The 19,480-nt window shown below is 40.3% G+C and carries 20 protein-coding genes; 16 read left to right on the plus strand and 4 right to left on the minus strand.

The window, feature by feature from the left end; genetic code table 11:
* The 6 genes from D8848_RS04425 to D8848_RS04450 all read left to right on the plus strand — a co-directional run.
* Positions 1-1,116 (plus strand): DUF1542 domain-containing protein (locus D8848_RS04425; RefSeq protein ID WP_125450655.1); only part of this gene is annotated, 1,116 nt, incomplete at its 5' end.
* A 197-nt stretch (positions 1,117-1,313) separates the two neighbouring features.
* Entirely contained in the window at positions 1,314-3,035 is a 1,722-nt protein-coding gene (gene pabB / locus D8848_RS04430; protein WP_125443014.1) for an aminodeoxychorismate synthase component I, read from the plus strand.
* Positions 3,036-3,653 carry an alpha/beta fold hydrolase gene (locus tag D8848_RS04435; protein WP_125393613.1) on the plus strand — a complete coding sequence of 206 codons (618 nt, stop codon included), beginning with the start codon at positions 3,036-3,038 and terminating at the stop codon, positions 3,651-3,653.
* A 48-nt stretch (positions 3,654-3,701) separates the two neighbouring features.
* On the plus strand, positions 3,702-4,274 hold the full coding sequence (locus tag D8848_RS04440) for an excalibur calcium-binding domain-containing protein (protein ID WP_125443015.1): 573 nt from the start codon (positions 3,702-3,704) through the stop codon (positions 4,272-4,274).
* Between the two features lie 111 nt (positions 4,275-4,385).
* Positions 4,386-5,345 (plus strand): ROK family glucokinase, encoded by a 960-nt coding sequence (locus D8848_RS04445; RefSeq protein WP_000078564.1) that lies wholly within the window; start codon positions 4,386-4,388, stop codon positions 5,343-5,345.
* Positions 5,346-5,443: 98 nt separating this feature from the next.
* A complete protein-coding gene (locus tag D8848_RS04450; protein WP_125443016.1) occupies positions 5,444-6,283 on the plus strand; it encodes a thymidylate synthase in 840 nt (279 codons plus the stop codon).
* 50 nt (positions 6,284-6,333) lie between these two features.
* Here the strand turns inward: D8848_RS04450 and D8848_RS04455 are convergent, their stop codons facing one another.
* Positions 6,334-6,504, minus strand: a complete 171-nt coding sequence (locus D8848_RS04455) for a DUF3042 family protein (RefSeq protein WP_001051780.1) — start codon at positions 6,502-6,504, stop codon at positions 6,334-6,336.
* Between the two features lie 120 nt (positions 6,505-6,624).
* On the opposite strand from D8848_RS04455, the gene miaA reads away from it, so the two are divergent.
* Genes miaA through D8848_RS04480 form a run of 5 tightly spaced genes read left to right on the plus strand, consistent with a single transcriptional unit; the run spans position 6,625 to position 11,076 of the window.
* On the plus strand, positions 6,625-7,509 hold the full coding sequence (miaA, locus tag D8848_RS04460) for a tRNA (adenosine(37)-N6)-dimethylallyltransferase MiaA (protein ID WP_125443017.1): 885 nt from the start codon (positions 6,625-6,627) through the stop codon (positions 7,507-7,509).
* The gene (gene hflX / locus D8848_RS04465) at positions 7,502-8,740 is read left to right on the plus strand and encodes a GTPase HflX (RefSeq protein WP_024057897.1); all 1,239 of its coding nucleotides are present in this window, start codon (positions 7,502-7,504) and stop codon (positions 8,738-8,740) included. The genes miaA and hflX overlap by 8 nt, the downstream gene beginning before the upstream one ends.
* Positions 8,733-9,356, plus strand: a complete 624-nt coding sequence (locus tag D8848_RS04470; RefSeq protein WP_125443018.1) for a cystathionine beta-lyase — start codon at positions 8,733-8,735, stop codon at positions 9,354-9,356. Before hflX ends, D8848_RS04470 begins: the two co-directional genes overlap by 8 nt.
* Before the next feature lie 14 nt (positions 9,357-9,370).
* Complete coding sequence (rnz, locus tag D8848_RS04475; RefSeq protein ID WP_049502384.1) at positions 9,371-10,300, plus strand: ribonuclease Z; 930 nt, start codon at positions 9,371-9,373, stop codon at positions 10,298-10,300.
* Between the two features lie 20 nt (positions 10,301-10,320).
* Entirely contained in the window at positions 10,321-11,076 is a 756-nt protein-coding gene (locus D8848_RS04480; protein WP_125443019.1) for an SDR family NAD(P)-dependent oxidoreductase, read from the plus strand.
* 53 nt (positions 11,077-11,129) lie between these two features.
* On the opposite strand, the gene D8848_RS04485 is transcribed toward D8848_RS04480, so the two are convergent.
* Both D8848_RS04485 and D8848_RS04490 read right to left on the minus strand, forming a co-directional pair.
* Positions 11,130-12,038, minus strand: a complete 909-nt coding sequence (locus tag D8848_RS04485; RefSeq protein ID WP_042750500.1) for a LysR family transcriptional regulator — start codon at positions 12,036-12,038, stop codon at positions 11,130-11,132.
* Between the two features lie 169 nt (positions 12,039-12,207).
* Positions 12,208-13,556, minus strand: a protein-coding gene (locus D8848_RS04490; protein ID WP_125443020.1) for an IS3 family transposase whose coding sequence is annotated in 2 segments (ribosomal slippage) — positions 12,208-13,115 and positions 13,115-13,556 — 1,350 coding nt in all. Because the reading frame shifts where the segments join, the coding sequence is not laid out codon by codon here.
* Between the two features lie 678 nt (positions 13,557-14,234).
* On the opposite strand from D8848_RS04490, the gene D8848_RS04505 reads away from it, so the two are divergent.
* From D8848_RS04505 to D8848_RS04515, 3 genes are all read left to right on the plus strand, one after another.
* Positions 14,235-14,342: a QVPTGV class sortase B protein-sorting domain-containing protein gene (locus tag D8848_RS04505; RefSeq protein ID WP_020901952.1), complete on the plus strand. Its 108-nt coding sequence runs from the start codon at positions 14,235-14,237 to the stop codon at positions 14,340-14,342.
* Between the two features lie 130 nt (positions 14,343-14,472).
* The gene (locus D8848_RS04510) at positions 14,473-15,207 is read left to right on the plus strand and encodes an ABC transporter ATP-binding protein (protein ID WP_125443220.1); all 735 of its coding nucleotides are present in this window, start codon (positions 14,473-14,475) and stop codon (positions 15,205-15,207) included.
* A 12-nt stretch (positions 15,208-15,219) separates the two neighbouring features.
* On the plus strand, positions 15,220-17,235 hold the full coding sequence (locus D8848_RS04515) for an FtsX-like permease family protein (protein ID WP_125443021.1): 2,016 nt from the start codon (positions 15,220-15,222) through the stop codon (positions 17,233-17,235).
* A 239-nt stretch (positions 17,236-17,474) separates the two neighbouring features.
* Here the strand turns inward: D8848_RS04515 and D8848_RS10885 are convergent, their stop codons facing one another.
* Positions 17,475-17,627, minus strand: coding sequence for a hypothetical protein (locus D8848_RS10885; RefSeq protein ID WP_238395603.1), 153 nt, complete (start codon positions 17,625-17,627; stop codon positions 17,475-17,477).
* Between the two features lie 321 nt (positions 17,628-17,948).
* On the opposite strand from D8848_RS10885, the gene D8848_RS10890 reads away from it, so the two are divergent.
* Together D8848_RS10890 and D8848_RS04525 are read left to right on the plus strand one after the other, a co-directional pair.
* Positions 17,949-18,890, plus strand: coding sequence for a sensor histidine kinase (locus D8848_RS10890; protein WP_260467295.1), 942 nt, complete (start codon positions 17,949-17,951; stop codon positions 18,888-18,890).
* A complete protein-coding gene (locus D8848_RS04525) occupies positions 18,871-19,467 on the plus strand; it encodes a response regulator transcription factor (RefSeq protein ID WP_000698194.1) in 597 nt (198 codons plus the stop codon). Before D8848_RS10890 ends, D8848_RS04525 begins: the two co-directional genes overlap by 20 nt.
* Positions 19,468-19,480: the final 13 nt, after the last annotated feature.

A 19,480-nucleotide genomic window follows, 5' to 3' on the forward strand; every position in this document is an offset into this window, starting at 1 on the left:
AAAACAGCAATCGATAACGCAACAACAAACGATGCGGTAGAACAAGCTAAGACTGCAGGAACAACAAGTGTAGACTTAGTCACTCCAACAGCGCAAGCTAAGCCAGCGGCTAAAAAAGCAATAGACGATGCGCTGAAAGCTAAGGAAGCAGAAATCGATGCGAACAACGACTTAACAGCTGAAGAAAAAGCAAAAGCTAAGGAAGATGCAAAAGCGAAAGCAGACGCAGCGAAACAAGAAATCGATAACGCAACAACAAATGATGCAGTAACTCAAGCTAAAAATGATGGAGCAATAAGTGTAGACTCAGTNACTCCAACGCCAGTAGCTAAGCCAGCAGCTAAAAAAGCAATAGACGATGTGCTGAAAGCTAAGGAAGCAGAAATCGATGCGAACAACGACTTAACAGCTGAAGAGAAAGCAAAAGCTAAGGAAGATGCAAAAGCGAAAGCAGACGCAGCGAAAACAGCAATCGANAACGCAACAACAAACGATGCGGTAGAACAAGCTAAGACTGCAGGAACAACAAGTGTAGACTTAGTCACTCCAACAGCGCAAGCTAAGCCAGTGGCTAAAAAAGCAATAGACGATGCGCTGAAAGCTAAGGAAGCAGAAATCGATGCGAACAACGACTTAACAGCTGAAGAGAAAGCAAAAGCTAAGGAAGATGCAAAAGCGAAAGCAGACGCAGCGAAAACAGCAATCGACAACGCAACAACAAAAGCAGAAGTCGACCAAGCTAAGTCAACTGGTATTGAGGAAGTGAACTCAGTCAATCCGATCGCACAAATTAGACCGGCAGTTGGAGTAAGTGATGGAGTTCATGTAAATTCAGCTAATCCAACTTCTAAAGAAAAAACACAGGAAAAACAAGCAAAAGACCAAGCATTGAAAGCTGATGAAGACAAAGCTAAAGTGAAAGATAGTGTAGCATCTCCTATCTCACAACTTGAAAATGAGAATCAGCAAGTAGCTACTAATCAGCGTGTAGTGGCTAGAGAATTGCCAAATACAGGTACAACAGAATCCATAACGGCAATGGTTGCAGCAGCAGCTAGTGCGATACTTGGTTTTGGTCTTATTGCTCGTCGTCGAAAAGAAGATGAAGAAGACTAATTAGAAAATCAGCAACCATTTCTAAAAGTCGCAACTCCTCTTTTGGGGCTAAGTGGGTAATGTTATTTTTAAAACTCTCCTAGAGCAAAATAGCTACTAGGAGAGTTTTTTCTAATCAGAATATATATGATGAGACTAAAGCCTATTTTATTTGCTTTGCGGATGAGGGTTTTCTTATTTTATGCTATACTTGAAATATGCATAGAAAAACAGTGATTGATTTTAGGGCTTTGGGGGAGAGATACACCTTTACCAAGCCTATTAAAGAGTTGAAAACGAGAAATATAGCAGAAGTGGAAGATTTGCTGGCACAAGTGGAGAGCTACCAAGAGCAAGGCTATTATGTGGTGGGCTATGTCAGCTACGAGGCTGCACCTGCTTTTGAGGAGAAATTAGCAGTTCATAAAGATCCTTTACTGGGAGAGTACCTGCTATATTTTACAGTTCATGATAGGGTAGAAACATCCCCTATTCCTCTGATTTATGACGAGGTTGATTTGCCTTCAAACTGGCAGGAAGTAACATCTGCAGCAGACTATGAAAAGGCTATTGCCCAGATTCACCATCATTTGCGGCAGGGAGACACCTACCAGGTCAACTACACAGTCCAACTCAAGCAAGATTTAAGCGCCAATCCTTTTGCAATCTACAATCGTATGGTGGTAGAGCAGGAGGCGGGCTACAATGCTTATGTGGAACATGATGACATGGCAGTGATTTCCATGAGTCCAGAGCTCTTTTTTGAGCAAAATGGCCGTGAGTTGACTACGCGACCAATGAAGGGAACGACTCAGCGGGGAGTGACTGATCAAGAAGACTTGGAGCAGGCCAGTTGGTTGGAGCAGGATCCCAAAAATCGCTCTGAAAATATGATGATTGTGGACCTCTTGCGCAATGATATGAATCGTATTTCTGAAGTGGGGAGTGAACATGTGGAGCGTTTGTGTCAAGTGGAGCAATATTCGACTGTCTGGCAGATGACTTCGACTATCAAGAGTCGGTTGCGAGAGGATGTTGACCTTGTTGAAATCTTCCGTTCTCTCTTTCCTTGTGGTTCCATAACGGGAGCTCCAAAAATTGCGACTATGGAAATCATAAAGGGCTTGGAACCACAACCGCGTGGAGTCTACTGTGGAACCATTGGTCTCTTGCTTCCAAATGGACGACGGATTTTTAATGTGGCCATTCGGACCATTCAACTCTACAAGGGACAAGCTATCTATGGAGTTGGCGGAGGCATTACATGGGATAGCACTTGGGAGTCTGAATACCGCGAGGTTCATCAAAAGGCAGCAGTTCTCTATCGTAAACAAGCTCGCTTCCAATTAATTACAACTGGAAAAATCAGCCAGAAGAGCTTGTTGTTTGAAGATCAACATTTGGAAAGATTGAGAACAGCTAGTCGGTATTTTGCCTTTCTATTTGATTCAGAAAACTTGAAACAAAAGATAGAGGAAGAGTGTCATGCTTGTGATGCTAATCAAGATTACCGCTTGCGTATTTCTCTCAGCAAGTCTGGAGAGATAGAAGTCGAACGCCGAGTATTAACACCCCTCAGTCCAAGTTTTTGTCAGGCCAAACTTTGTCTGCAGGAAGTTAATTTACAACAAGCCTTTACCTACTTCAAAACAAGCTACCGACCTCACTTGAGCCTAGGGGAACAAGAGAAGATTTACCATAATCAAAGAGGAGAATTGCTTGAAACCTCTATTGGAAATTTGGTTCTGAAAATCGCTGGGAAACTCTACACACCGTCTATCCGACTGGGAATCTTACCAGGAATTTACCGTCAACATTTGCTGGAAACAGGACAGGTAGAAGAGAAAGTTTTGACCTTGGCAGATTTTGCCCAAGCAGAAGCCATCTATGGCTGTAACGCGGTGAGGGGCTTGTATGAATTGTCAGTAAAGGAGAGCTAAATGAAACTAATATTTTTACATGGATTAGGCCAGTCAGCGGAGAGTTGGAAGGAAGTGCAGGAGTTACTTGCGGATTATCCCTCTGAAGCCCTCGACTTATTCCCTACGGGAATTACTAGCTATCAAGAAGCCAAGGAGCGCATTTATCAGCACTTGTCAGAGGAGACAGAACCTTTTGTCCTAATCGGTTTGTCCTTAGGAGCTGCACTTACATTAGAGCTGTCAAGTTATGATTTACCAAATCTTCAAGGTTTAGTTTTGTCAGGTTGCCCTCTGAAATTAGCTGGAAATATCTTATTTAAAATCCAGTTGATGATTTTTAAACTACTTCCAAAAAGTTTTTTTGAAAAACGGGGAGCAAACAAAGCTCTTATGGTCGGAGTTTCTGAGGAATTGAAGACACTTGATTTAACAGATATATCAAGAACTTGTCCTTATCCAACCTTACTAATTTGTGGTAGCAAAGATAAACCGAATCTTAGTTCTATGAGAAGTATTCATAAACTAATATCAGAATCCCAATTTCAGATTATCCCAGACGGCCCTCATGTTTTGAATAAGGAAAAACCAAAAGAGTTTGCAGAAATAACCAGAAGTTTCCTTGAATTGCTGAAATAAGTTTGATAAAATACTATTGAAATCGATATCATAATTATGGGAGAAAAAATGAACAAACGTCTATTTTTAAAAATGAGTCTAGCTAGCTTGCCAGTTTTAGCCTTGTTTTCACAACCTGTGTTAGCAGAAGAAAATATTCATTTTTCTAGTTGTAAAGAGGCTTGGGCGAATGGATACGCGGATATTCATAAGGGAGAACCTGGTTATTCTGCCAAGTTAGACCGAGATCATGATGGTGTGGCCTGTGAATTGAAAAATGCCCCAAAAGGTGCTTTCAAAGCAAAACAAGAGACTACAACTCAAACTGATACAAGTTCAGCAACAGCAAGTGGCTGGGTTAAGCAGGATGGTGCTTGGTACTACTTTGATGGAAATGGAAATCCAGTGAAAAACGTTTGGCAGGGAAATTATTACCTGAAAGAAGATGGTCAAATGGCCCAGAGCGAATGGATTTATGACTCTTCTTATCAAGCTTGGTATTATTTGAAATCAGATGGTTCTTATGCTCGCAATGCATGGCAAGGAAACTACTATTTGAAATCAGATGGTAAAATGGCTAAAAATGAGCGAGTTGATGGAGGTCGCTACTACGTAGATGCTTCAGGTCTATGGAAACCATAAGTAAGGATAAAATCTAGAAAGTTAATGCAAACCTTTGCATAAATGAGTGAATTTTGTTATACTAGTACTGTAAGCATTTTCAGTTAATTCATAATGAAAAAGGAGAATATGATGAGTCAAAAGATTATTGGGATTGACCTTGGTGGAACTTCTATCAAATTTGCAATCTTGACAACGGCAGGAGAAATCCAAGAAAAATGGTCTATCAAGACCAACATTTTGGATGAGGGAAGTCATATCGTTGACGATATGATTGAGTCTATTCAACATCGTTTGGACTTGCTTGGATTGGTAGCAGCAGACTTCCAAGGTATTGGAATGGGGTCACCAGGTGTGGTTGACCGTGAAAAAGGAACTGTTATTGGTGCCTACAATTTGAACTGGAAAACCCTTCAACCAATCAAAGAAAAGATTGAAAAAGCCTTGGGTATTCCATTCTTCATCGATAATGATGCCAACGTGGCAGCTCTTGGTGAACGTTGGATGGGTGCTGGTGATAACCAACCAGATGTTGTCTTTATGACACTTGGTACAGGTGTTGGTGGCGGTATCGTCGCTGAAGGCAAATTGCTTCATGGTGTTGCTGGTGCAGCAGGTGAGCTTGGCCACATCACTGTTGACTTTGACCAACCAATCGCATGTACTTGCGGTAAGAAAGGTTGCCTTGAGACAGTTGCTTCAGCAACAGGGATTGTCAACTTGACTCGTCGCTATGCTGATGAATACGAAGGCGATGCAGCCTTGAAACGCTTGATTGATAATGGAGAAGAAGTAACTGCTAAGACTGTCTTTGATTTGGCAAAAGAAGGAGATGACCTTGCTTTGATCGTTTACCGTAACTTCTCACGTTACTTGGGAATTGCTTGTGCTAACATCGGATCAATCCTAAACCCATCAACCATCGTCATCGGTGGTGGGGTGTCAGCTGCGGGAGAATTCCTTCTACAAGGTGTTCAAAAAGTTTATGACGAAAATACCTTCCCACAAGTACGCACATCAACAAAATTAGCTCTTGCAACTCTAGGAAATGACGCTGGGGTTATCGGAGCAGCATCACTTGTATTACAATAAAATAATAAAAGGAGAAAAACACTACTTTAAAGCGAGTGATTTTCCTCCTTTCTTTTTTTATGCTATACTAGTTAGGACAATAAATGAGGTGAGAGTAAATGACAAAAGCAGATACGATTTTTAAAGAGAATATTGAACGAATCCTCAAAGACGGTGTCTTTTCTGAGCAGGCACGTCCCAAGTACAAGGATGGAACTGTTGCTAACTCCAAGTACGTAACGGGTGCTTTTGCAGAGTATGACTTGGCTAAGGGGGAATTCCCCATTACAACCTTGCGTCCCATTGCAATCAAATCAGCCATCAAAGAAGTTCTCTGGATCTACCAAGACCAGTCTAATAGCCTAGAGGTGCTTAATGACAAGTACAATGTTCACTACTGGAATGACTGGGAAGTTGGAGACACGGGAACCATTGGTGAGCGTTATGGTGCCGTTGTTAAGAAACACGATATCATCAATAAGCTTCTCAAACAGTTGGAAGCCAACCCTTGGAACCGCCGCAATATCATTTCGCTCTGGGATTATCAAGCTTTCGAAGAAACAGATGGGTTGCTCCCATGTGCCTTTCAGACCATGTTTGATGTCCGCCGTGTAGATGGAGAAATCTATCTGGATGCGACCTTGACCCAGCGTTCTAACGATATGCTGGTGGCCCACCATATCAACGCTATGCAGTATGTGGCTCTTCAAATGATGATTGCCAAGCATTTTGGCTGGAAGGTTGGTAAGTTCTTTTACTTCATCAACAACCTCCATATCTATGACAATCAATTTGAACAAGCTGAGGAATTGCTTCGTCGTGAGCCATCAAACTGCCAACCACGATTGGTTTTAAATGTTCCTGATGGAACTAATTTCTTTGATATTAAAGCAGAAGATTTTGAGTTGGTGGATTATGAACCTGTTAAGCCACAGTTGAAGTTTGACCTAGCTATTTAAAAGAAGCGAAAAAAGAAGTTGAGACAATGAATCCCAACTTCTTTTGTTTCTTAACGTGATACGCGGCGGCGAGCTGCTTTTTTACGGTTTTCTTCGATGAAAGCTGCTTTTTGCTCTTCTGGTTCAATCACTTTCTTTTTAAATGCGTATACTGCACCTGCAACTGCAGCGACAGTTCCTGCGACACCTGTTACAAGACCTTTAGCGAATCCTTTAGCCATGAGTCTTCCTCCTTTATCTTCTTAATCAGTCAGCCTCCTCAAGAGGTCACATTTTTCTGACTGACCTTTTTGTGTTATAATAATAGTAACGAAAAAATGGGAATTTTTCAAGGAAAAAAGATGAAAACAAAAATAATTGTGATTGTTGGACCGACTGCTGTTGGAAAAACAGCCCTTGCCATTGAAATTGCAAAGCGTTTTAATGGTGAAGTGGTTAGTGGAGATAGCCAGCAAGTCTATCGAGGTCTAGATATTGGGACGGCTAAGGCTAGTCCAGAAGAGCAGGCAGCTGTTCCCCATCATTTAATCGATGTTAGAGAGGTAACCGAGTCTTACTCGGCTTTTGATTTTGTTTCAGAAGCTAAGATGGCTATTGAGGATATTCATGGTCGTGGCAAGCTAGCCATTATTGCTGGTGGGACTGGGCTTTATATCCAGAGTTTGCTTGAAGGTTACCACCTGGGTGGGGGGACACCTCATAAGGAGATTTTGGCCTATCGGGCTAGTTTGGAGCCTTATACAGATGAGGAATTAGCCTATCTGGTGGACCAAGCAGGCCTTGAGATTCCCCAGTTTAATCGTCGTCGTGCAATGCGTGCCTTGGAAATTGCCCATTTTGGTCAGGATTTGGAAAATCAAGAGAGTCTATATGAACCGCTGATTATCTGCTTGGATGATGAGCGCAGTCAATTATATGAACGTATCAATCACCGAGTGGACCTGATGTTTGAAGCTGGACTTCTAGACGAAGCCAAGTGGTTGTTTGACCATTATCCAGATGTGCAGGCTGCTAAAGGGATTGGTTACAAGGAACTCTTTCCTTATTTTCGTGGAGAGCAGACCTTGGAAGAAGCCAGTGAGAGTCTCAAACAGGCGACTCGTCGTTTTGCCAAGCGTCAGTTGACCTGGTTCCGTAATCGCATGCAGGTCACCTTTTATCAGATTGGAGAAGCTGGTGTGCAAGACCGCATTTTAAGCCAGATAGAGGAGTTTTTAGATGATTGAAACGGAGAAAAAAGAGGAGCGGGTCCTGCTCATTGGTGTGGAATTGCAGGGCATGGACAATTTTGACCTCTCCATGGAAGAATTGGCCAGTCTAGCTAAGACAGCTGGGGCAGTCGTTGTAGATAGCTACAGACAAAAACGTGAAAAATATGATTCCAAGACCTTCGTCGGATCTGGTAAGTTAGAAGAAATTGCGCTCATGGTGGATGCAGAAGAAATTACCACTGTCATCGTCAACAACCGTCTGACGCCAAGGCAGAATGTCAATCTGGAGGAAGTTCTGGGTGTCAAGGTCATTGACCGTATGCAGTTGATTCTGGACATCTTTGCCATGCGGGCTCGAAGCCATGAAGGGAAACTCCAAGTGCATTTGGCTCAGCTCAAGTATCTCTTGCCCCGCTTGGTTGGTCAGGGGATTATGCTCAGCCGTCAGGCAGGGGGAATTGGTTCCCGTGGACCTGGTGAAAGCCAGCTGGAGCTGAACCGTCGTAGCGTTCGCAATCAAATCACGGATATCGAGCGCCAGCTCAAGGTGGTTGAGAAAAATCGGGCGACCGTCAGAGAAAAACGTTTGGAGTCAAGCACCTTTAAGATTGGTTTGATTGGTTATACCAATGCTGGGAAGTCAACTATCATGAACACCTTGACCAGTAAGACCCAGTATGAGGCTGACGAGCTATTTGCGACTCTAGATGCGACGACTAAGAGTATCCATCTGGGAGGCAATCTCCAAGTAACTTTGACAGATACCGTTGGATTTATCCAAGATTTGCCGACAGAGTTGGTGTCCAGTTTTAAGTCAACCTTGGAAGAAAGCAAGCATGTGGATCTTCTAGTTCATGTTATCGATGCCAGCAATCCTTACCACGAAGAGCATGAAAAAACGGTCCTTTCCATCATGAAAGACTTGGACATGGAGGATATTCCTCGCCTGACTCTTTATAATAAAGCAGATTTGGTGGAGGATTTTACGCCTACCCAAACGCCTTATGCCCTCATTTCTGCCAAGTCTGAGGATAGTCGTGAGAATTTGCAGGCACTATTTTTAGAGAAAATCAAGGATATTTTTGAATCTTTTACCCTGCGCGTGCCTTTTTCAAAGTCCTACAAGATTCATGATTTAGAAAGTGTTGCGATTCTGGAAGAACGTGATTATCAGGAAGACGGCGAAGTGATTACAGGCTACATTTCTGAGAAAAACAAATGGAGGTTAGAAGAATTTTATGACTGATATTAAAACCTTAGCTCTAAAATATGGGGGCTATACAAGTCTAGACAAGGTCTATCTGGATCAACTTCTAGCTGGTAAAACAGAGCAAGAGCAGTTGGCACTGATCACTCCTCCGCCTAGCGTGGTCAATGCTTACTTTGCAGAACTCTACCAGAAAAAGAGTCCTGAGGTTGCGACGGATTATTTTTCGGAACTCAGTCAGGAATTAAACCTCTTCAATGCTGAACCTAGTTTCACCCTAGAAAACAAGCCTTTTATTCGACTTAATCTGTCTGGCAAATCCTTTGGTTTTTGTTATGAGAGTGAGGGTCTGGGTCGAATTTTCTCTGAAAATAAAGAGGTTATTTCAGAAGACTTGCTCTTTGAAATTGCGCAAATTTTCCCCCATCAACTGGTCTTTGAAGAGTCTGTTAAGATTTACATGAAGGCTGTTGGAGATGAGGAAGTTGTTAGCATTGAGAGTCTCACAGCTTTGACTGATTTGGAAAGCTTGGCTGATGGTCGCAAGCGTCTTAAAGGTTACAGCCAAGAGGAGTTATTACAAGAAGCTACAGCTTTTTCTGGCAAGCGCTATTTCCGATCGGAAAACCGCACAGCCATGTTATATATTAATTAATTAGAAAGTATCGAATGGATATTCAATTTTTAGGAACGGGGGCTGGTCAGCCCTCTAAAGCCCGCAACGTCTCCAGTCTCGCCCTGAAACTCTTGGACGAGATTAACGAAGTTTGGCTCTTTGACTGTGGAGAAGGAACGCAAAATCGCATTCTGGAAACCACAATTCGACCACGTAAGGTCAGCAAAATCTTTATCACCCACTTGCACGGAGACCACATTTTTGGCCTGCCAGGATTCCTTTCTAGCCGTGCCTTTCAGGCTAATGAAGAGCAGACAGATTTGGAAATCTATGGGCCGCAAGGGATCAAGTCCTTTGTCTTAACCAGCCTTCGTGTGTCAGGTTCTCGTTTGCCCTACCGTATTCATTTTCATGAGTTTGACCAAGATTCTCTAGGAAAAATTCTAGAGACCGATAAATTTACTGTGTATGCAGAGGAGTTGGACCACACTATTTTCTGTGTTGGTTATCGTGTCATGCAAAAGGATCTGGAAGGAACGCTGGATGCTGAAAAACTCAAGGCAGCTGGTGTCCCATTTGGCCCACTTTTTGGAAAAATCAAAAATGGTCAGAATGTTGTTCTAGAAGATGGTAGAGAAATCAAGGCAGCTGACTATATCTCAGCGCCACGTCCAGGTAAAATTATCACTATTCTTGGTGATACTCGTAAAACTAGTGCTAGTGTGCGTCTGGCTGTCAATGCCGATGTCCTTGTCCATGAATCGACTTATGGCAAGGGTGATGAAAAAATTGCTCGTAACCATGGCCACTCTACTAACATGCAAGCTGCACAAGTAGCAGTAGAAGCAGGTGCCAAACGACTCCTGCTCAACCATATCAGTGCCCGTTTTCTCTCAAAAGATATCAGCAAGCTCAAGAAAGACGCTGCCACAATTTTTGAAAATGTGCATGTGGTCAAAGACTTGGAAGAAGTGGAAATCTAAAAGATTGAGGAAGGATAAGTATGCCTACTATTCTCATTACCGGAGCTAGCGGTGGTCTAGCTCAAGAAATGGTCAAACTTTTACCAGAAGACCAGCTCATCTTGCTTGGTCGAGATAGGGAAAAATTAGCTCAACTCTACGGAAATCATCCCCATGCAGAATTGATTGAAATCGACATTACCGATGATTCATCCTTAGAAACTCTGGTAGCAGACCTCTATCTCCGCTATGGCAAGATTGATGTCTTGATTAACAACGCTGGTTACGGGATTTTCGAGGAATTTGACCAGATTTCTGACCAAGATATTCACCAGATGTTCGAGGTCAATACCTTTGCCTTGATGAATCTATCTCGTCGCCTTGCTGCTCGTATGAAGGAAAGCCGAAAAGGCCATATCATCAATATCGTCAGCATGGCAGGTCTGATCGCTACTGGCAAGTCCAGCCTTTACTCAGCAACCAAGTTTGCGGTCATTGGTTTTTCAAATGCGTTACGCCTCGAACTTATGTCCTACGGTGTTTATGTAACGACGATCAATCCAGGACCAATCCGCACAGGATTTTTTGACCAGGCCGACCCAGATGGCACCTATCTTAAATCAGTTGATCGCTTCCTGCTAGAACCAGATGCAGTGGCTAAAAAGATTGTCAAGATTATAGGAAAAAACAAACGAGAACTCAATCTTCCGATTTTGTTGAACCTAGCCCATAAGTTTTATACCCTCTTTCCCAAGCTAGCTGATAAGTTGGCAGGGGAGACTTTTAATTATAAATAAAAAGAACCAATGCGTAGGTTGTTGCTAGCCTACATATTGGTTCTTATCATTTCTCAACTATCAAACTGGACTTCTTCTAGTAGATAGTCGATAAAGCGTTCGCCCATCTTAGATAGGCTGGTTTTTTCATGCTGGATATAGACCAGCTCAATTGGGTCATCAATGTCCAGTGGGATAGAAACAATATTGTCTCCGTTGAGGTTGCTGTTCAAAATCCCTGTTGCGATCGTGTATCCATCCAAACCAATCAAGAGGTTAAAGAGGGTGGCACGGTCGCTGACTACGATAGATTTTTTGTGGTATTCCTGCGAGAGAATCTCTTCAGAGAAGTAGAAGGAGTTGTGAGTTCCTTGATCATAGCTGAGGTAAGGGAAGTTCTCCAAGTCTTCTAGTTTGACCTTGTCTTTCTTTGCCAGAGGATTGGTCTTGCTGACAAAGATATGCGGTTGGGCGGTAAAGAGATGATGAGCCAGCAGGTGGTTGTCATCCAGCATTTTGGTTAAAACATCACGGTTGTAGCTGTTAAAAAATAGGACACCGACCTCACTACGGAAGTTCTTGACGTCGTCGATAATCTCCCAAGTACGAGTTTCACGAAGGAAGAGCTCGTATTTCTCCATATCACTTTTCTTGAGTAGAGAAACAAAGGCATTGACCACAAAGGCATAGTGCTGGGAGGAAACGCTAAAGAGTTCGCGGTGGGCGACAGGATTTTTATAGCGTTCTTCCAGAAGCTGGGTTTGCTCGACAACTTGACGGGCATAGGAGAGAAACTCCATCCCATCACGGGTCAAGGTGATACCCTTGGGATTGCGGATAAAGATCTCAATGCCCATTTCATTTTCCAAATCTCTCACTGCATTGGAAAGACTCGGCTGAGTGATAAAGAGTTGCTTGGCTGCTTCATTCATGGAGCCAGTTTCGACGATTTTGATAATATAGTGTAATTGTTGAATTCTCATGTTTTTATTGTACCACACTTGTGTCAGAATCGCCAAAGAAGATAGGAAAATCAGGGGGAGTGTGTGGGTCTCTTGTAAAGTAACTAAGAAGAAAATTCTAAATAACTTAAATAGGGTAAAAAAGTAGCTGAGCAAGGTTGTACTGACCCCAAAAAGTTAGACAATTAATTTATCCAAAGGATTTAGTTCTGTATTGCACAGGGCTAAGTCCTTTTAGTTTTACCTTAATTCGTTTATTGTTGTAGTAATCAATATAGTCTACAATGGCTTGTTCCAATTGCTTAAGCGACTGAAACGACTTCTCATAACCGTAAAACATCTCCGATTTCAGAATGCCAAAGAAGGACTCCATCATACCGTTGTCTGGGCTGTTACCCTTGCGCGACATAGATGCTTGAATTCCCTTACTCTCTAGGAACCGATGATAAGAATCGTGTTGATATTGCCAGCCTTGATCACTATGGAGAATCGTATTCTCGTAGTGTTTCTCTGTGAAGGCCTGTTCCAACATCGTTTTTACTTGTTCTAAATTAGGAGAACAAGAAAGATTAAAAGCAATAATTTCGCTGTTAAAGCCATCTAAAACAGGCGATAAATACAATTTCTGCGTGCTATTTGAAATGGCAAACTCTGTCACATCCGTATAACACTTTTCCATTGGTTTGGCTGCTTCAAATTGGCGTTGAATAAGGTTATCTACTTTCTTGCCAACGTCTCCTTTATGAGAAGAATATTTTCGTTTCTGTCGCATTTTAGCTTGTAAATTGAGTACTTTCATCAAGCGTTGAACTCTTTTATGATTTACCAGATAACCACGATTTCTTAGTTCTAAATGAATCCGACGATAACCATAATTTTCCTTGTGTTCGGTAAAAATAGCTTGAATTTCAGCTTTAAGCTTTTGATCCTTATCTGGTTTGTCTAGCTGTTTCAAATGATAGTAGTAGGTCGAACGAGCGAGTTTAATGGTTTTTAGAAGAATATCTAACGAAAACTCAGTCATTAATTCTTGAACAATTTCTGTCTTTCTTCTTTCTCTTTTTCCTCCTTCAAGCGGAGTTCTCTTAACTTTTTTAGGATGGCATTCTCCGCTCTCAGGTACTCATTTTCTGCTTGAAGACGTTCTAATTCTGTCCTCTCTTCAGGTCTCATTTTTGGCTTCTGTCCCATTTTAGGTACTCTCCCTCTTGTTTTCTCAACAATAGTATACCCGTTTTTCTTGTATTGTGCTAGCCAGTTAAGAAGTATCGTACGACTTGGGAGGCCGTATTCAAGAGAAACTCTATCTTTAGTCCAGCCTTCATGTATGACTTTATGAATCATTTCTTGTTTTAAATCAGGAGAATAGTAACGATTTTTTTCTTTTTTGACGAACTCTATTCCGTAACGATCAATCAATTTAATCATATACCTAATATTAGAATTGTTTATCCCAAATTTATTTGAAAGCTTCTCTAAGCTATATCCTTTTTTTCTAAGTTCATAGATCTGAACTTTATCATCATAAGTTAATTTCATAATAAAAATACCCCAAAAGTTAGATTTTTTCTGTCTAACTTTTGGGGTGCAGTTCAGGTATTGTTTAGCTGTTTTTTAATTGGGCACTATAAAAATTTTCTTCGAAAATAAGAAATTTGCACGATTTACTCATTACTTATCCAATACTAGAGTTTATACTAGTTATTGTAAAGATGATCATCCAAAAGAAGGAAGGAGGCAACTTTATGGCTAAAAATACAAATCGTTCAGAGATTGATTCTCTAAGTTTTGAGGTTGAAAAGCAAGAACTTTCCGGGCAATCAGAAGCTAGTGGTACACAGCTTTTAAAATGACACTAGCAGGTCTCTGTGGATTGTGTTTCACCTATTCCTATGAGTGTACGAGAAATGATGTTCGCTGTTAGATAAAACAAAAGGAAAATTCTAGTGTTTTATTACAAAATATTGACAACATTTTGATTTGGTGTTATATTTACGGGAGAAATACAAATAAAACAAGACAACTTTGAGATTGATTCTTTGGATTGTGGAAATTAATAGCCAAGAATTGGATGGAAAATCTGCTGCTGGGTTAGGGTACGGCTGTTAGATTAACAGCACAGGGGCGCTGTGCTTGGTGGTTTGCATATTCTTATGAATGTATTTCGTCAAACGTGCGCTGTGAATAAAACTCTCTATTTTTTGACAGGAGGATAAAATGGAAGGAATTATTGGAACACTAGACTTCTATGCACCTGTACTGGTCTTAGGAGTTGTTGTCATAGGGATTGTTTACTTTATGAAAAAAAGAAACGATCGCAAATAATCAACATCGACCGATACCTGAAAAAGGCATCGGTTTTTTATAACTTGAATATATTGCACAAAATACTCATGGCAAACCTTGAAAGAAACCGTATAATGAGAGCGTAATAAAGAAACGGAGGAATGAAATGATGAAACAACTTATCGTGACAGGATTAACGAAAACATTTGGTCAAGGGGATAATATCGTCCATGCTTTATCAGATGTGAACTTGTCCGTTGAAAAAGGTGAATTTCTGGCAATTATGGGTGCCAGTGGTAGTGGAAAAACAACACTCCTCAACTGTATTTCAACGATTGATAAACCAACATCAGGTGAGATTCGATTTGAAGATTTTGATATCATCCATGCCAAGGAAAATGAACTAGCTGATTATCGTGCTAAAAACATTTCCTATATTTTCCAAGCCTACAACTTGGTGGAAACCTTGACGGTCTATGAAAATATCGTTCTACCTCTTCAAATTCAGGGGAAAACTATCAAAAAACATCAGGATAAGATTGAGGAAATTTTGGATAAGTTGGATATCCAAAACTTAAAAGATAAGTTTCCTAATCAGTTATCAGGTGGTCAGCGACAACGTGTGGCAACTGCTAGAGCCTTGATTGATGATTCTAAACTGATTATCGCAGATGAGCCGACAGGAGCCTTGGACTCTGCCAATTCTGAAAAACTGATGGCACTTTTGCAGGAAATCAATAAAAGTTTTGGTATTACCATTTTACTGGTTACGCATGACCCTGCCGCAGCAAAGTACTCTTCACGGATGGTGCTACTTAGAGATGGAAAGATTATGGATGATTTGGAACGTAACAGCTTATCTAATGAACAGTATTTGCAAGAGATTTACAGTCGTACCAGATAGGAGGGTGAGAGTATGTATCCAAAATTGATTTTACGAAATGTATTTCGAAATTTACAGACTTATACCATCTATTTTTTCAGTCTGACATTGATTTATAGCTTGCTCTACGCTTTTAATGCTTTACCAAGCCATCCAGTGATGCAAAGTTTATCAGGGGCAAAGGAAATGTTAACGACAGTGATGAGCCAGTACATGGGCTTGCTTTCCTATCTGATTCTATCGGCGATTGCCTTTCTCATCGTTTACGCCACAAATTTTGTGCTGGGACGGCGCAAGAAAGAGCTGGGACTTTATGCAACGCTGGGAATGAAGAAGAAGCAGATTATCCGTACCCTGTTCTTTGAAACCATGCTGGTCAATATCTTTTCCTTGATTCTAGGTTTCTTGCTTGGATTGATCTTACTGGTCATTCTAGCTAAGATTGCATCTGAGTTTTTTATGGCCAATTACTTTGGTAGTCTGCTGTTCTTTGATAGCAAGTCTGTCATCTTACTAGTTTATTCCTATTTTGTAACCAGTTTTATTGTTGGTGTCATGGACATTCTTACCTTTAGAAAGCAAAATATCATTGCACTTATTCAAGAGAATGGGGTCAAGAAATCTGTCTTGGCAAAAGGCAAGCCAGTTCTTCAAGCACTTCTCTTTATTCTTTCAACAGCTGTTATCGGTTTTGGTGCTCTCTATTTTTCAGACTATCACCATCTATCATTCTTGAAAAGCTGGGGTATCTTGCTGGTATCTGTCTTCGTGATTTTTGTGATTTTGTTTTACAATACTTTAAGCCATTTTGTCTTGATTTCCCTTAGAAAACTGCCTCAAACTTACTATAACAAACTAAACACTTTTAAAATCCGTCAATTTTCAAAACAAGCTGATAGTAATTCGGTCACGTTGGCTGTCTTATCCTTGACCTTGACATTGGCTCTCAGCTTACTCGTTTTTAGTGGTAGTGCCTATACGACTATGAACCGAGAGCTGAACAAATACTCACCTTATGATGTAACTGTCAATCTCTACCGTGGTAAAGAGTTTCAATTTTCTCAGGAATCTGTCAAAGACAGATTGAAAGCCGATGGCTTTGACTTTAACCTCATCAAAGAGGAGTACAGCTGCCCTATCTATTCTAGTGATTTAACTTATAAAGATTTGATTGATACTAGCAATCTCTGGGATCATGATAAGAAACTTCCTGAATCAAAAGTACCGATTTTAGGAATTTCTGCCTACAATCATCTCCGCAAACTGCAAGGGAAAAAAGCGGTTGACTTGTCAGAAGACCAATTTCTAGTCAATGCCAATTATAAAGGAACTGCCAAGCAGATCCAGGACTTTCTATCAACGACAAAAACCCTCATGATTAACGGTCATTCTCTCAACCTTGCCTCTTCAAAGCCACTTGAAACAGTTTATTTTTTATCTTCAGTAACTACAAATGACTCAGGAACCTTAATTGTACCAGATAAGGTAGTAGTTGGATTGACGGAAGACCACACGACCTATGTTGCCAATTTCAAAGAAAATATCGACAAACGGAAAGTAGAAACATTCTTGAGTCAGTGGATTGAAAAATACTACTTCACTCGTGATGGAGAAGAGTTGAATTCGTTCGTCTATCAAACGAAAGGAAGAATTTTTGAGATTTATCTTGGATTTATGGGTGTCATTGTCTTTGTCATGATTTTTGTCAGTGTTATTTTTATCATTATTTCCCTCAGTATCTTGTCTCTTCAAACTTCTACAAGTGCTTTGGATAGTGTTAATGATTATCAAATCTTATACCTTCTTGGGAACAAGAGAAAGCAAAATCGCTTTATTCTTTTGCAACAGATTCTAAGTTATTTCTTGGTTCCGCTGGTCATCGCAGGTCCGCTAGCATTTGCCTTGAGTACCGCTCTTTTGGGCTATTTTGAGAATTTCGCTAATACCAGCATTTCTATTGATATCACCTATCTGGGAGTAGCGGTTTTACTCTTTGTTCTTTACTTGCTAGTAACTTACAGAGTAAGTTGGCAAATTATTGAAACTTAAGTCAAATACCAGAGTTGCCTATCCGACAATTCTGGTATTGTGTTATAATGATATTAAAGTAGTTCAGGAAGTGGATACATATGAAACAGTTTGTCAAATCGCTCTCGAAAAACTCACTTTTATTGTGGTGGTTGACGATTTTTAATCATCTAGCTTTAATGATTTATATTTATTATAGGATTCCTCTGGACTTTTCGACAGATTTTTCCTTGCAGATGGTTTTATTGCTGATTATTGCTTTAATTGTATTTAGCTATATTTGTAATATTGTGACCTTTCGGTATAGTGAGTTGAAACTCTGGTTGCTCCTGATGATGTTTCTCATTAGCTGGCAATCCATATTTAATCAAGGAGTTGCGAGCACCCTGTTGCACTTTTTTGATATTCTTCATCCGCTCAACTCTTTTTTATTGGTGTATAGTTCTCTGTCTATTATCTTTCTGGGAGAGAAAATAGGAGAAGAACTGTTGAGTGTGTCCTTTGTGTTGACACTAATCACCATTAGTTCGTATCTGTTAAGTCCTTCAATTTTTCTATTTCTGTCCTTGTTTGCGTCTTTCTTTTTAAACCTTGTTCCCCTGATTTTACTGATTTTATATCATAAAGAGTTGAAAAGTAAACTCAAGTATCAGAGACGAAATTTGTGGATATTAGCTTTGATATTGCCTCTTTCTTATTTCTTTTTGTATATCAATACGAGGGGCTCAGGAGTGATGAACCTAGTCTGGTATCTAGAAATTCTTGGTATCTTAGCTTTTTTACACTTCAAAACGATTGTCAGCTCTCTTCAAAAAAAGGTATTAGAGTTGAAATTGTCCTATATAAAAGCTTTTTCACACTTGTTTTTACTGGTTATGTTTTTGTTAGTAGGCATTTTCATCATCTTTCATCTAGACTTAAACACGAGCTTTTTGGTCTTGAATATCATGTTACTATTGTTCGGGATTTGTTCGGAAGAATTGATTCGCCTCTTTCGTTCTGCTGAAATGCTAGATTCTAGGGATTATGTAAAAGTTCTCTTTTTAAAGCGTAACCGTATGGTGAAAAATCTGCTGGCAAATGAAGATACAGAACAACAGTTCTCCGAATTTCTTCACAATGAAATCCTGCAAAATGTGATGGCAATAAAAAATTTCAATAAATATAGTAGCAATCAAGCTTTTGGTGAACAGATCAATCTGGTGACAGAGGAGTTGGTTCAGCGGATTCGCGAGCGGATGGATTATTATCAGCCAATGGTAGAAACAGACGAGCAGTTAGACATCCAGTATCAAGGGCTGATTAATCGGATTGTCAAGCGCTATCACGCAGAAAATGAAGTCGTCACACAGTTTCCTGCTCACTTTAGGCTTTTATCTCCTTACGATAAAATTGCCTATCGTCTGGTTGAGGAGTTGGCGACCAATGCCGTTAAGCACGCTAGTGGTGGAACGATTTCTTTGAAGATTGATGTGCATGATGACACTATTTTTATCATTTCTGAAAATGACTGCCTTCAAACAGAAAAATCCTTAGGTTATGGCTTGAAAAATATGTCTAATAAAATTAGTGTTTTAGGTGGTCAAATGCAGATTTTTGAAAATAATAAGAGATTTCGTGTAGAAATTACTCTCCCGATTGATAAGGAGTTGTGTTATGAAAATTTTGTTAATTGATGATCATAAATTATTTAGCCAAAGTATCAAGATGATTTTAGAGTTATCGGAAAACATTAAAAAGGTCCAGTTAGTGGATAATTTTTCGACTATTTCGGAGATTGCTTTTAATGACTACGACATTATTTTGATTGACATCAACCTGACGAGTCTGTATCAAGCTGATGGGCTGACCTTGGCACAAGAGATTATTGACAATGGTTGTTCTAGTAAGGTTGTGATTTTGACGGGATACAGCAAAAAGATGTATGAACACCGAGCTAAAGCTATGGGGGCTTATGGATTTCTAGATAAAAGTATGGATCCAGATGAGTTGGTGAAAAAACTGGAAAAGATTTATCTAGGAGGTAAGATCTTTTCAGATGAAGTGATGGTAGAGGTGCTAACACCACGAGAAATCGAGATACTAGAACTGGTTAGAAATGGCTTGACTATTGATGATGTCTGTGACAAGGTCTATGTGAGTAAACGTACAGTTTCCAATCACCTGGCCAATATCTTTTCAAAATTAGGAGTGGCTAACAGGCAGGAGGCGATTCATATCGCTGAGCAGTTGGGCTATTTTCCACCAGATTAAAAAGTTGCAGAAG

Source organism: Streptococcus mitis (genome assembly GCF_003942775.1).
Classification (GTDB): Bacteria; Bacillota; Bacilli; order Lactobacillales; family Streptococcaceae; genus Streptococcus; species Streptococcus mitis_CN.